The sequence below is a fragment of the Vibrio sp. 1288 genome (assembly GCF_033344475.1).
The window spans coordinates 26984-40756 of the sequence record NZ_JAWPOX010000019.1; the positions used below are offsets into that span (position 1 = coordinate 26984).

Annotated in this window: 11 protein-coding genes; 6 read left to right on the forward strand and 5 right to left on the reverse strand. The window is 46.2% G+C overall.

Annotation, left to right across the window (positions count from 1 at the left end; all coding sequences use genetic code 11):
- Window positions 1–408: 408 nt before the first annotated feature.
- The 6 genes from gmk to R8O11_RS15035 all read left to right on the forward strand — a co-directional run bounded on the left by gmk (window position 409) and on the right by R8O11_RS15035 (window position 8338).
- Window positions 409–1032 carry a guanylate kinase gene (gene gmk / locus R8O11_RS15010; protein WP_005379347.1) on the forward strand — a complete coding sequence of 208 codons (624 nt, stop codon included), beginning with the start codon at window positions 409–411 and terminating at the stop codon, window positions 1030–1032.
- 181 nt (window positions 1033–1213) lie between these two features.
- Window positions 1214–1486, forward strand: coding sequence for a DNA-directed RNA polymerase subunit omega (gene rpoZ / locus R8O11_RS15015; RefSeq protein WP_005379346.1), 273 nt, complete (start codon window positions 1214–1216; stop codon window positions 1484–1486).
- 39 nt (window positions 1487–1525) lie between these two features.
- Window positions 1526–3646, forward strand: a complete 2121-nt coding sequence (gene spoT, locus R8O11_RS15020; protein ID WP_005379340.1) for a bifunctional GTP diphosphokinase/guanosine-3',5'-bis pyrophosphate 3'-pyrophosphohydrolase — start codon at window positions 1526–1528, stop codon at window positions 3644–3646.
- A 52-nt stretch (window positions 3647–3698) separates the two neighbouring features.
- The gene (gene trmH, locus R8O11_RS15025; RefSeq protein WP_017635001.1) at window positions 3699–4382 is read left to right on the forward strand and encodes a tRNA (guanosine(18)-2'-O)-methyltransferase TrmH; all 684 of its coding nucleotides are present in this window, start codon (window positions 3699–3701) and stop codon (window positions 4380–4382) included.
- Window positions 4383–4635: 253 nt separating this feature from the next.
- Window positions 4636–6717 (forward strand): ATP-dependent DNA helicase RecG, encoded by a 2082-nt coding sequence (gene recG / locus R8O11_RS15030; protein ID WP_318194252.1) that lies wholly within the window; start codon window positions 4636–4638, stop codon window positions 6715–6717.
- Window positions 6718–6949: 232 nt separating this feature from the next.
- Window positions 6950–8338: a nucleobase:cation symporter-2 family protein gene (locus R8O11_RS15035; RefSeq protein ID WP_318194253.1), complete on the forward strand. Its 1389-nt coding sequence runs from the start codon at window positions 6950–6952 to the stop codon at window positions 8336–8338.
- A 72-nt stretch (window positions 8339–8410) separates the two neighbouring features.
- On the opposite strand, the gene envZ is transcribed toward R8O11_RS15035, so the two are convergent.
- The 5 genes from envZ to R8O11_RS15060 form a co-directional block, all read right to left on the reverse strand.
- Window positions 8411–9703: a two-component system sensor histidine kinase EnvZ gene (gene envZ / locus R8O11_RS15040; RefSeq protein ID WP_017820700.1), complete on the reverse strand. Its 1293-nt coding sequence runs from the start codon at window positions 9701–9703 to the stop codon at window positions 8411–8413.
- Between the two features lie 102 nt (window positions 9704–9805).
- Window positions 9806–10525 carry a two-component system response regulator OmpR gene (ompR, locus tag R8O11_RS15045; RefSeq protein ID WP_005379333.1) on the reverse strand — a complete coding sequence of 240 codons (720 nt, stop codon included), beginning with the start codon at window positions 10523–10525 and terminating at the stop codon, window positions 9806–9808.
- Window positions 10526–10654: 129 nt separating this feature from the next.
- Window positions 10655–11050, reverse strand: coding sequence for a DUF1090 domain-containing protein (locus R8O11_RS15050; protein ID WP_017635004.1), 396 nt, complete (start codon window positions 11048–11050; stop codon window positions 10655–10657).
- Between the two features lie 105 nt (window positions 11051–11155).
- Window positions 11156–11647 carry a transcription elongation factor GreB gene (gene greB, locus R8O11_RS15055; protein ID WP_053307281.1) on the reverse strand — a complete coding sequence of 164 codons (492 nt, stop codon included), beginning with the start codon at window positions 11645–11647 and terminating at the stop codon, window positions 11156–11158.
- A gap of 117 nt (window positions 11648–11764) precedes the next feature.
- Entirely contained in the window at window positions 11765–13645 is a 1881-nt protein-coding gene (locus R8O11_RS15060; protein WP_005384728.1) for an ATP-dependent zinc protease, read from the reverse strand.
- Between the last annotated feature and the right edge of the window lie 128 nt (window positions 13646–13773).

The following is a 13773-nucleotide window of genomic DNA, read 5'->3' on the forward strand; positions in this document are numbered from 1 at the left end:
TGAAAGCTTCCCCTTTTTTCCGTTTTATCTTTATTAACCCCTATTTTTAACCAGAGTCACTCACGCAAGCCAAATCGGGACTCTAAACCTAAAATCAGCACACTAAACGGTTGTAGAAATGGTTTTAATAACAGAGTGCGCGGGTGGTAAGTCCTGTATCACGCTCCTTCTTCGCTGTTTAGAAACACTCTGGCGTAAGTAACTATTTCATCTGAGACGATCACAGACAGAAAGATCAACTGGTAACAAAATAGAGATCATGATACTCTTCGCCTCCATTTTTCTGGCGTGATTATCACCAATATCCACCCCTTTGGTGGTTGATTTCTCAATGCCAGTGCTATCGTTATAAGAATGTCGAACTTTCCTTCGGCACTCAATCAATCCAATCAAAAGTGGAACAGTACAATGGGCAAAGGTACTCTCTATATCGTATCTGCACCTAGCGGCGCAGGTAAATCTAGCTTGATCTCAGCGATGTTGGAACGCAACCCAACCTACGCAATGAAAGTGTCTGTGTCTCACACCACGCGCAACATGCGACCTGGTGAAGAAAATGGTGTCCACTACCATTTTGTAGCGAAAGATGAGTTTGAAGCCCTGATCGCTAAAGGTGACTTCCTAGAATACGCAGAAGTGTTTGGTAATTATTACGGCACATCTCGTGTATGGATTGAAGAAACACTAAATAAAGGTATCGACGTTTTTCTAGATATCGACTGGCAAGGCGCACGCCAAATCCGTGAACAAATGCCAGAAGCCAAAAGCATCTTCATCCTGCCACCATCAAACGGTGAGTTAGAGCGTCGCTTGAACACTCGTGGTCAAGATAGCGATGAAGTGATCGCAAAGCGTATGGCTGAAGCCAAGTCGGAAATCTCTCATTACAACGAGTACGACTACGTGATCGTAAACGACGATTTTGATACCGCTTTGATGGATTTTAAAGCTATCTTGCGTGCTGAAAGATTGAAGGAAGAAAAGCAAGCTGCTAAATATAAAGGTATGCTTGACGCGTTGTTAGCAGAGTAACTTCAAAAAAGTCACGCTGTAAAACATAAAGAATTTCCCGTTTTTTGCCCAGTGCGAAAAACACAATAAACTACCTGAGAAAGTCCACAAACGGTGGCTTGTCTAATTGCTAGTAAATAAAGTAGTTAGGTTGTATACTTTCTCGTCATTCTAAAATTTTAGTTAACTATTTGGAGTCCTCATGGCACGCGTAACTGTTCAAGACGCTGTTGAAAAAGTTGGCAACCGTTTCGACCTAGTACTGATTGCGGCTCGCCGCGCTCGTCAAATGCAAACTGGCGGTAAAGATGCACTAGTGCCAGAAGAGAACGATAAGCCAACGGTTATCGCTCTACGCGAAATCGAAGAAGGTTTAATTACTAAAGAAGTTCTAGACGCTCGTGAACGTCAAGAACAGCAAGAGCAAGAAGCGGCAGAGCTAGCGGCAGTAAGCAGCATCGCTCACAACCGTTAATTCTGACTTTAGAATTCAACAACCTCCCGGGCCTATAATTTGTATCTATTCGATAGCCTCAAAGACGTTGCCCAAGAATACCTAACAGAGCCTCAGATTGAGGCTCTGCGTCAATCTTATGTGGTAGCGAGAGATGCCCATGAAGGGCAAACCCGCTCTAGCGGTGAACCATACATCATCCACCCTGTCGCAGTGGCTCGTATCTTGGCCGAAATGCGCCTTGATATCGAAACCCTCCAAGCTGCTTTGCTGCATGACGTCATTGAAGACTGTGATGTAACTAAAGAAGATCTCGAAGAGAAATTCGGCAACACTGTCGCAGAATTGGTTGATGGTGTATCTAAACTGGACAAACTCAAATTCCGCGATAGGAAAGAGGCTCAGGCTGAGAACTTTCGTAAGATGGTTCTGGCCATGGTGCAAGATATCCGCGTCATTCTGATCAAACTGGCTGACCGCACGCATAACATGCGTACGCTTGGCGCGCTTCGACCAGATAAAAAGCGTCGTATTGCTCGTGAAACGTTAGAAATTTACGCGCCCCTCGCTCATCGTCTTGGTATTCACAATATCAAAACCGAACTCGAAGAGTTGGGCTTTGAGGCGCTATATCCCAACCGCTACCGCGTACTGAAAGAAGTGGTTAAAGCCGCACGTGGTAATCGTAAAGAGATGATCCAACGCATTCACAGCGAAATAGAAGGCCGTCTGCAAGATTTTGGCTTGAATGCTCGCGTCGTTGGTCGTGAGAAAAACCTGTTCTCTATCTACAACAAGATGAAAACCAAAGAACAGCGTTTCCACACCATCATGGATATCTACGCTTTCCGAGTGGTTGTTGATACTGCCGATACTTGTTATCGCGTTCTAGGCCAAGTACACAGCTTGTATAAGCCACGTCCTGGTCGTATGAAAGATTACATTGCGGTACCAAAAGCGAACGGCTACCAATCGCTACATACTTCTATGGTTGGTCCACATGGCGTGCCAGTTGAAGTTCAGATCCGTACCGAAGATATGGATCAAATGGCGGACAAAGGTGTCGCTGCGCACTGGTCATACAAAGACAAGGGCGACAAGTCTGGCACAACAGCGCAAGTGAAAGCTCAGCGTTGGATGCAAAGCCTGCTTGAGCTACAACAAAGCGCGGGTAACTCATTCGAATTCATTGAAAACGTAAAATCGGATCTTTTCCCAGATGAGATTTACGTCTTCACACCAAAAGGTCGTATCGTTGAATTGCCATTAGGCGCAACGGCTGTCGACTTTGCCTATGCCGTACATACTGATGTCGGTAACTCTTGTGTTGGTGCTCGTGTTGACCGTAACCCTTACCCACTAAGTAAGGCACTGAAGAACGGTCAGACAGTGGAAATTATCAGTGCCCCAGGTGCGCGTCCAAACGCGGCTTGGTTAAACTATGTCGTGACTTCTCGTGCCCGCACTAAGATTCGACAAGTACTGAAAACGATGCGTCGTGAAGAGTCGATTACTTTAGGTCGTCGCCTACTTAATCACGCACTTGGCCGTCACTCGATTGATTCAATTTATCCAGAAAATATCCAAGAAGTCTTGAATGATCTTCGCCTAGAAAGCATCGATGATTTATTGGCTGCTATTGGATTGGGTGAGTTGATGAGCATTGTGATCGCACGTCGTCTCCTTGGTGACACCGAAGAGCTCACGACAACAAGTTCAATCCCAACGGACTCGAAGAAGAAGCTTCCGATTCGTGGCGCAGAAGGCTTATTGCTGACGTTTGCAAATTGTTGTCATCCTATCCCAGATGATCACATTATTGCTCACGTATCGCCTGGTCGTGGTTTGGTTGTTCACCGAGAAACATGTCCGAACGTTCGTGGTTATCAGAAAGAGCCAGACCGTTATATGGCTGTCGCTTGGTCTGAAGACTACGATAAAGAGTTCATTGCTGAACTTAAAGTCGACATGCTTAACAACCAAGGTGCTCTTGCAGAACTTACCAACGTGATCTCGAAAACAGGATCAAACATTCATGGCCTTTCAACGGAAGAACGTGATGGTCGTCTATACACTGTGACTGTGCTGTTGACGACGAAAGATCGTGTCCACCTTGCTGGTATCATGCGTAAGATTAAGGCAATGCCTCAAGCAACCCGAGTCAGACGCAGAAAGAACTAACCTCTATCGCCACCTACTCTGTTAGGTGGCGATTTTTTATACCTCAATAAATATGAACCTAGAACGTTACAACCGTATTCACCAAGTCCTAAAAACTCGCCAAACTGATCTGACACTTTGTCTCGAAGAAGTACATAAGCCAAACAACGTCTCTGCTGTGATCCGCACCGCTGACGCGACAGGCTTACACAAAGTTCACGCAATTTGGCCAGACAAAATGCGTACGCTGAGCCATACCTCAGCTGGCGCGCGTAACTGGGTTGAAGTGGATACTCACGATTCGATTGAAACTGCGATTACCGAACTCAAAGCGCAAGGTATGCAGGTTTTGGTGACCAATCTTTCGGACACCGCCGTCGATTTTCGCGAGATCGACTACACCAGACCAACGGCAATCATTTTAGGCAGTGAAAAAGTTGGCGCTTCGGAGCAAGCCAAACAGCTTGCCGATCAAGACATTATTATCCCAATGGTGGGCATGGTGCAGTCACTAAACGTATCGGTTGCCAGTGCCGTAATTTTGTATGAAGCGCAACGTCAACGTGAAGCCGCAGGCATGTACGACCGAGAAGAAAGCGCTCTGCCTAAAGAGACAATCAACCGTATTCTCTTTGAACGTGGTCACCCAGTGCTGGCAAAGGTCGCGAAACGAAAAGGGCTCGTTTACCCACCACTCGATGAAGAAGGTCAAATCATCGCCGATGACGCGTGGTGGCAAGAGATGCAAAGCAAGTAACAGACTTTCGTCATCCTGAACGGCGGCGAAGGAGCGTGGTTCAGGATCTAATTCTCAAATATACAGATGCTGATAGTGTTAACTTCAGCGACATACTTGTTGGAAATAGAATCCTGATGTCGCTAAAGCTCCTCGGAATGATAGGTTATCAGTCAAATCATGACACTAACTAAAGCATGACTATTTTTTCCTGTACAAAAACACAGCTCCATGGTTAACATACTGCTATGTTAACCATTTTCTTGAGCCCTCTATGTCCGCCCAAATGTTATCTGCCGTCCCATTAACCTCCCTTTCTGGAGTTGGCGCGAAAGTCGCAGAAAAACTCGCCAAAGTTGGCTTACATAGCGTTCAAGATTTGCTGTTTCACCTTCCGTTACGCTACGAAGATCGTACTTGTATTTACCCTATTGCCAAACTGCATGCTGGCCTTTGGGCGGCAGTGCAAGGTAAGGTCATGGCAGTCGACACCATCTTCGGTAAGCGCAAAATGCTAACGGTAAAAATCAGCGACGGTAATGGCACTATCACGCTGCGCTTTTTCAACTTTACCGCAGCCATGAAGAACAATTTCACGCAAGGTAAGTTAGTACATGCTTACGGTGAAATTAAGCGCGGTGGCATGGGTTGGGAAATTGTTCATCCTGACTACAAGTTTTACGTCAGCGAGCAAAAGCCCGATGTAGAACAGAGCTTAACCCCTGTTTATCCCACCACCGATGGTTTACGCCAAATCACATTACGCAACCTTACCGAACAAGCTTTAGCCCTGCTTGATAAAACCGCAGTGCAGGAATTACTTCCAGCGGGGTTGTATGACCATCAAATCACGATGTCGCAAGCGCTGCACACCATTCATCGCCCACCACCAACCATTAATTTAGATGAGTTTGACGAAGGCAAACATCCTGCCCAAATCCGCTTGATCATGGAAGAATTGCTCGCACAAAACTTATCGATGCTGGCGGTGCGTAGCAAAGGTCAGAAGGATTCAGCGCTACCTCTCGGTCCTTGTCATAAACTAAAAACGCAGCTTTTAGCCCAACTGCCTTTCTCTCCTACAAACGCTCAAACCCGAGTAGTACAAGAGATTGAAGCCGATCTAGAAAAACCGCACCCAATGATGCGATTAGTGCAAGGCGATGTTGGTTCGGGGAAAACATTGGTTGCCGCTTTGGCCGCTGTTAGAGCCATTGAGCATGGCCATCAGGTGGCACTCATGGCGCCAACCGAACTATTGGCCGAGCAACACGCTATCAACTTCGCAAACTGGTTTGAAACAATGGGCATTCAAGTCGGTTGGTTAGCGGGCAAACTCAAAGGTAAGGCAAAGGAAGCCGAGTTGGCTCGTATTGCCAGTGGTGAAGCACAAATGGTAGTGGGTACTCACGCGCTATTCCAAGAACACGTTGAATTTCATCACCTTGCTTTGGTCATCATTGATGAACAGCACCGCTTCGGTGTCCATCAGCGATTAGAATTGCGTGAAAAAGGCGCAAAACAAGGCGCCTATCCACATCAGTTGATCATGACGGCGACGCCTATTCCTCGCACCTTAGCCATGACCGCTTACGCCGATCTGGAAACTTCCGTGATTGACGAGCTACCACCGGGTCGAACGCCGATTCAAACCGTTGCTATTCCTGATACAAAACGTGACGACATCGTCGAGCGTGTCCGAAATGCCTGCTTAAACGAAGGCAAGCAGGCATATTGGGTGTGTACCCTGATTGATGAGTCGGAAGTATTAGAAGCGCAAGCCGCGGCAGATACCGCAGAAGAGCTTCAACGTAAGCTACCGGACGTAAAAATTGGTCTAGTACACGGACGAATGAAGCCGGCAGAGAAACAAGCGGTGATGCAAGATTTCAAAGACAATAAACTGCATTTGCTGGTCGCAACGACAGTGATTGAAGTTGGTGTGGATGTGCCAAACTCTAGCTTGATGATCATAGAAAACCCTGAACGTCTTGGTTTGGCACAATTACACCAGTTAAGAGGTCGCGTTGGCCGAGGTTCCGTTGCTAGCCATTGTGTGCTGCTGTACCACTCTCCGCTGTCAAAAACCGCGCAAAAACGTCTCGGAGTACTACGTGAAAGTAACGATGGCTTCGTCATTGCGCAGAAAGACCTAGAAATTCGTGGCCCTGGAGAACTATTGGGTACAAAGCAGACAGGTCTTGCTGATTTCAAAATCGCAGACTTAGTTCGAGATCAACGCCTGATTCCCGAAGTTCAGCGTATTGCGCGTCATATTCATGACAATTACCCGACTAACGCAACAGCGATTATCGATCGCTGGTTGGGTGAGCGGGATATTTACTCCAAAGCGTAATGATTGAAAGCGAGCCAAATGGCTCGTTTTTTAATACGCCAAAAACAAAGCAAACGTTTGCTTTTTGAGTAAATCTCTCTATAATCGCGCACAAATTTTTAAGTGTGTTAGATCACACTCCACCAACCTGAGTTGACTCTGATTAACAGCAATCACAGGTAACGACGTCAACTCCACCCTGCTCTCCCATTCAGCGAGAACTAGGGAAATATTGCGACTAGCGAGACAAACAATGACAACTTCAAACCGATCTTCGGAACTGGTCTATCAACTCAACGATCGACCACCTTTGCCTCAAACTATTTTTGCCGCACTTCAGCACTTATTGGCGATGTTCGTCGCGGTTATCACTCCTTCACTGATCATCTGTCAGTCTTTGGGTGTACCAGCAGACCAAACGAATACCATCATCAGCATGTCTTTGTTTGCGTCAGGCGTGTCTTCGTTTATTCAAATTCGCACCATTGGCCCAATTGGCTCTGGTTTGCTCTCTGTTCAAGGTACCAGCTTTAACTTTTTAGGTCCTATTATTGGAGCAGGCCTATCGCTGAAAGCCGGTGGAGCAGACATCAGCACCATGATGGCTGCCATTTTTGGTACGATTTTAGTCGCATCATTTGCAGAAATTTTCCTATCTCGCGTGTTGGAGCATGCCCGCCGAATCATCACTCCGCTTGTTTCAGGCATCGTCGTCACTCTTATCGGTCTCACACTGATTCAAGTCGGCTTAGTATCAATGGGCGGTGGCTACGCAGCATTAAATGAAGGAACCTTCGGCAGCTTAGACAAACTTGCTCTGGCTGGGACGGTACTTGGATTAATTGTGATTTTAAACCGCTCGAAAAACCCATACATCCGTGTGGCTTCAATCGTGATTGCGATGCTAGTGGGTTACATCATGGCGTATTTTATGGGGATGGTAGATACTTCTCAGCTAGGCGCAACCGAGATCGTAGCACTGCCCGTACCAATGCAATATGGCTTATCGTTTGACTGGTCTCTGTTCATTCCGCTGGTACTGATTTTCTTTATTACCGCACTAGAGGCCATCGGTGATATTACCGCAACATCTGAAGTGTCTGGTGAGCCAGTAAAAGGCCCAGTGTACATGGAACGCATTAAGGGCGGTGTGTTAGCAGACGGCTTAAACTCCGCAATCGCAGCCGTTTTCAACAGCTTCCCGAACTCAACGTTTAGCCAGAATAACGGCATCATCATGCTAACAGGAGTCGCGAGCCGCTACGTGGGTTACTTTATTTCTGGCATGTTAGTGATTCTTGGCTTGTTCCCAGGTGTCGCTAGCTTTGTTCAGCTGATTCCTGAGCCAGTACTTGGCGGCGCAACGATTGTCATGTTTGGTACGATTGCTGCCGCTGGTGTGCGTATTATCTCTCGTGTTGAGCTCGATCGCCGCGCAATTCTGATCATGGCCTTATCCTTCTCAATGGGACTTGGTATCGCACAAAAACCAGAGATCCTGCAATTTATGCCAGAATTTATTAAGAGTATTTTCTCAACTGGTGTTGCAGCAGGTGGCATCACAGCGATCATTTTAAATCTACTTCTGCCAGAGAAACTGGAAGACGAAGATGAACTTCCTCAGGAAGTGAAAGAGTCTTAAGATTATTGAGAATAAGAAAAGCCCAACCTAATTAGGTTGGGCTTTTTGTTTTAAAGGGTGCGGGCCATCGACTTACTTGGTAGGAAAGCTGATTTGAGCGATTAAACCGCCTTCACTGCGATTACGCATCACCACAGAGCCTGAATGTTGGCTGATTATACGCTTCACAATCGCCAACCCTAGCCCAGTGCCTTCACTACCGCGAGCGGTGTCACCACGCGTAAAGGGTTCAAATAACCTCGCGATTTGAGAATGCTCGATACCCGGTCCGTTGTCCTCTACTGAAATCCACACTAGCTGCTTATCTGCTGTCACACCAGTGCTGATTTTGACCCAGCCATTGCCATAACGTAGCGCATTCACAACTAAGTTACTGATCGCCCGCTTAATCGCAATCGCACTTCCTTTGGCTGGCGGCAAGTTAAGATTAAGATCTGTTTCAATTTCAACCTCATAACCACCTTCAGAACTGGCGACGTCACTGGCAATCGTACTGATATCAACCGCTTCAAACGATTCTTGGTTCACCGGTTTGAGATAATCCATAAACTGACTGATGATCTCATTACATTCTTCCGTATCGCTAATGATCCCCTCCGCAAGATAGCTGTCCTCAGGAGACATCATTTCTGTCGCTAGGCGAATACGCGTCAGAGGCGTTCGTAAGTCATGGCTAATCCCCGCCATTAATAAGGCTCGGTCTTCTTCTAGCTCTTGAATACCTTTCGACATTTGATTAAAGGCTCGAGTTACAGAGCGAATTTCCGATGCGCCTTTTTCTGCCAACGGTGGCGGGATTTCGCCTCGACCGACGTCTTTCGCGGCTCTCTCTAAAGCCAAAAGTGGGCGGTTTTGTAAACGAATAAACAACCAACCACCAGCAATGATCAGCAGCGCCATAATCAAACTGTTACGAAACAGCGGTGCAAAATCTTCTTCTTGCAGCTCAGATAACGGAATACGAATGATGGAGTTCGGCAACTTTTCGATGTGCATCCACAAAATGTAACTTTCATCGCCAAGCAATAAGCGTACTTCTGTAGGCGAACCCAGCTCTTGGCTCATTTCTTCAGACATCAAATCAATCGACATTGCGTGATGAAATTCAATCGCCTTATCGCTGTCAAGGCTGTGAACCGTCACCCCTAATCTTTCTAATAATTGACGCCTTAACGGTGCATCAGACTTTAAAGGTCCTTCATCATCAAGCACCAAATTGAGCTCATGGGCGAGAATTTTATTGAACTGCTGCAAACTCGGCATCAACGCGTAGTTAAAAACGGCGTAGTAAGAGAAAACTTGGCTCGCGAGAAGCAAAGAGATGAACAGCAGAATAGATTGTGTCAGTGAACTTCGGATGCGCATGGAACGTTCCTAGTGGTCCTAATCGCGAAATTTCAGCCTTCAAAGGGAAGGTAATGAAGGCTGAAGTTGCTATAGCCAAGTGCTGGCTATGGAGTGAAGAGGTTACACCTCTTTGCCGTCTGGGACGAAAACATAACCTAGGCCCCATACGGTTTGAATGTAGCGCGGCTTGCTCGGATCGTCTTCTAACATGCGACGTAAACGTGAGATTTGTACGTCAATAGAGCGTTCCATTGCAGAATATTCACGGCCACGCGCCATGTTCATCAATTTATCTCGTGACATTGGCTCACGCGCATTCATCACGAGCGCCTTTAGGACAGCAAACTCTCCAGAGGTGAGTGGCATTGCCTCGTCACCGCGGAACATCTCGCGAGTGCCTAGATTGAGTCGGAACTCCCCGAACTCCACCACTTTTTCTTCCGTGCTTGGTGCACCCGGCAACTCTACAGTTTGGCGGCGTAATACTGCCTTGATGCGAGCCAACAATTCGCGTGGGTTAAACGGTTTTGGCAAATAATCATCCGCCCCTACCTCAAGACCTACGATGCGGTCCACTTCATCACCTTTCGCGGTGAGCATTAAGATTGGCAACATATTGTTCGCGTGGCGTAGACGACGACAAATTGACAAACCGTCTTCACCTGGCAACATTAGGTCTAGCACCATTAAGTGAAAGTTTTCGCGCGTTAGTAGGCGATCCATCTGTTCGCCATTGGCGACACTTCGTACCTGAAAACCTTGCTCAGAAAGGTAACGCTCCAATAGAGCACGTAAACGAGCATCGTCATCAACCACTAAAATTTTATGATTTTCTTGCATTGAAACATCCTTTCAGAAGCGTCTATTGTCGAAAATGTATCACTGTTTTTCCTAACGTGCTCAAGCAAATTGTTACTCTTTTTATCTTAAGCGCTTTATTCTCTCTCTAGCAGATATTTTCAGCACCTACTATTGACCATAATTCCATTCCAGTTCACGTTTGGCCTCAAGCAGCTCTTGCTGTGCCTCAGCCAGCTTGTGACGTTTTTTCTCAATTTTGTCTGCTTTCCCTGAATGCTGAGCTTCGACTAATTCTTCCTCTCGCTCCTCAACTTCTTTAGTCTTTTCTTCCACTTCTGCTTGCAGCTCTTGGCGCAGCTCACCTTCCGAGCATTCATTCTGGATAGCGGAAAGTGCTTGCTCCAAGCCTTTAATGCGATGCTCATTACCTTGCGCTTTTGCATACTCGAGCTGCTGCTCTACCGCTAACTCTTTAGCGTCACAGCCTTTCACTTCATCTTGAGCAAAAACTGAAAGTGAGAAACCTATTGTTAGTGCAGCACTACACATGACTGCTTTGTTCATTTTACTTCTCCGAGAAAGGCACCATGCCTTTATACCAAATATTCTGACGTTGAGACCCAAGTCACTCCTAGTGAACTTCATGAGACTTGAATCGGTGATAAAGCCTCAGTCTTCCGAGGCCGGTTGAATATATTCAATTGAGTTGATGAACCACTCTTTTTCACCTTCTGGGGTGCGTACCGTGAACTCTTCATCCACTTGTTTTTTCAACATCGCTCGCGCCATAGGTGAATCGATAGAGATGTAGTCTTTCGCATCGCCATAAATCTCTTCAGGCCCGACAATACGAAACTTTTTCACTTCTCCTGCCTCATTTTCTATTTCCACCCATGCACCAAAAAAGACTTTGCCTTCTTGTTGCGGAGAATAGTCAACGATCGTGACTTCTGGCAGGAATTTACGAAGGAAGCGGACACGACGGTCGATCTGACGGAGTAAACGTTTATTGAAAGTGTAATCCGCATTTTCTGAGCGATCGCCCAGGCTCGCCGCCCAAGTGACGATCTTGGTGATTTCCGGGCGCTTTTCATTCCAAAGGTAATCATGCTCTTGTTTGAGTTTGTTGTAACCTTCTCGTGTAATCAGCTTAGTTTTCAAATTAACTCCTATCTCAACTAAAAAATGCTGCTCTTTGGCAGCATTAAGGAGATGATATACCCAAAGATCCAATGTTGTTCAGGCTTTGGGTATCAAGGTGATAAGGCGGCCAGAGTGTTACTTTTCGTAATCCGGTTTTTGCGTCACGATGTAATTCGTATCACTCGAAACAACCGCGCCATGTTTTAGGAAGTTTTTACCTAAAATCATGCTGTAATGGAAGCGACCTCGGTCCTGTAAGTTGACTCGGATCTTCTTCTCTAATTCGCCAAGCTTAACATGCATTTCAACCACAGGGCGTACGTTCGCTTTCTCGCCTTTCTTAGCTTTAATACGCATGACATCAACAACAGGCTTGGTAAACGCCTGTTTCATGCCAAGATCGTTCTCATAGGTAAAGCTCACCATGTCTTTGCCGTCTTTCTTAAACTGCTTGATGTTCTTAGCATTGATTGAGCTTACATCTGCACCCGTGTCTAACTTCACAGGGAAAGACATCCCCTCAACTTCAGCCACTTCGATATGGCCAGCTTTGAAAAGTGGCCTTGCATCTAGTAGATGGTCTGCGCGAGTGTTCAGCAACACACCACCCTTGGCTATGTCATGACCAAAGACGAAAAAAGGTTGAGTGTCACCCTCATCAAGCACATCGAGCGCAAACTTCATTGATGTGTCTTTTCTACCGAGAAGAAAGTCTCCTTCGACAACAGGGCGAACCGCGCTGCCAACCTTGAGCTTTTTCAACACTGGTTTGGTGATTTTTTCTTCTTTCCCCTCATCGTTCATTAAATAAAACGTGACGGATTCATCCTTACCTTTTTCTGTTACTTCAAACCCATTTACACGCAGTAATGGCGTTTTCACAGTAAAAGTGGGGTAAGCAGGGACGGTATAACCATCAATGGTGACCTGTTCTTCTGGTGAAACGACAAGAGGTTTTGATTTGAGTGCGCTTTTGAACGTTTTTTCTACGCCACCCAGTAGATTTTCTCTGTCCGTATCAATAACAAAGTGCTGACTCGCGACGTCCCGACCTAAGCGAATTTGCGAACTGAACTTACTGCGATCACGCAGATACACCAACCAACGTTGAGTTTCATTTTCGCCGACTTTGACGGGTAAATAGACTAAAGGGCGCTCGCTTTTGGTCGTTTTCAGCATTCGTACCAAGGGTAATGTCATTGGATGACGCTTGCCATTCTCGCCCTCTAACATAAAAGAGACTTCGTTATGCTTTTTGTCTACCTTGATGTCCAGTGCATGGACGTTGGTATAACGGCTAGAAGTTGAGATGCTGATCTTATATGGCACACCTTCGACTTCAACCGTCTCTTTTTTGCCAATCATTTTTGCGCTTGGCTGTTCTTGAAGATAATCGTAACCAGCGAAGACCCATGCGTTATCATCGAGATAAGTTTTACCAATCAAGATAGGAGAAGAGAATTGCGTACGCTTGGTCAGGTTCACTTCCGTATCAACGGTGTGACCAGCGATTGTCATCGGCATTTTTATTGTCGGGCGTAGGATGGGCTTTTTGCTTGTTCGACTGCGAATCGCGCTCACTCTTTCCAGATCATCGGTAATCTGTATTTCCTTCCCTGTATAAGGGTGAGGAACCGTAAAGCTAACCTTTACTTGATATGGCTTAAAGCTGTCGGCGTCCCACTTTGCCTTCGTACCACCTAAGTCATCGACAATCGCCCAAAGTAACTCGTTATCTTTCAAATCTTGGTAATCTGGGTGTGAGCTACTGACATGGATATTCTCCGCATGCATCGATGTCGTATCTGCACCAGTATCAATCTTACCAATAAATGGCACCGCTTTTAGTTCCGGAATATCACTGTAATAGACGCTCTCCACACGCCCTAGTACCAATTTGTTATCGAGTTGATAAACGGGAGCTTGTGTGGTTCCTGAGATAGACTGCGCCCAACTAAGCGGGGCGGCAAGTAAGGCACTCGTAAGCGCTAACGCCAAAGACATTTTTTTCATCATGATTATCCGTATAAGCCGAGGTACATTTAGTGATATCAACAACCGTGGAATTAGGTTAGTCGATAACTGCGGATATAAGTTCTCAATTTAATTACAGTTTTGACATAAATCTGACTGATGTCCACCAG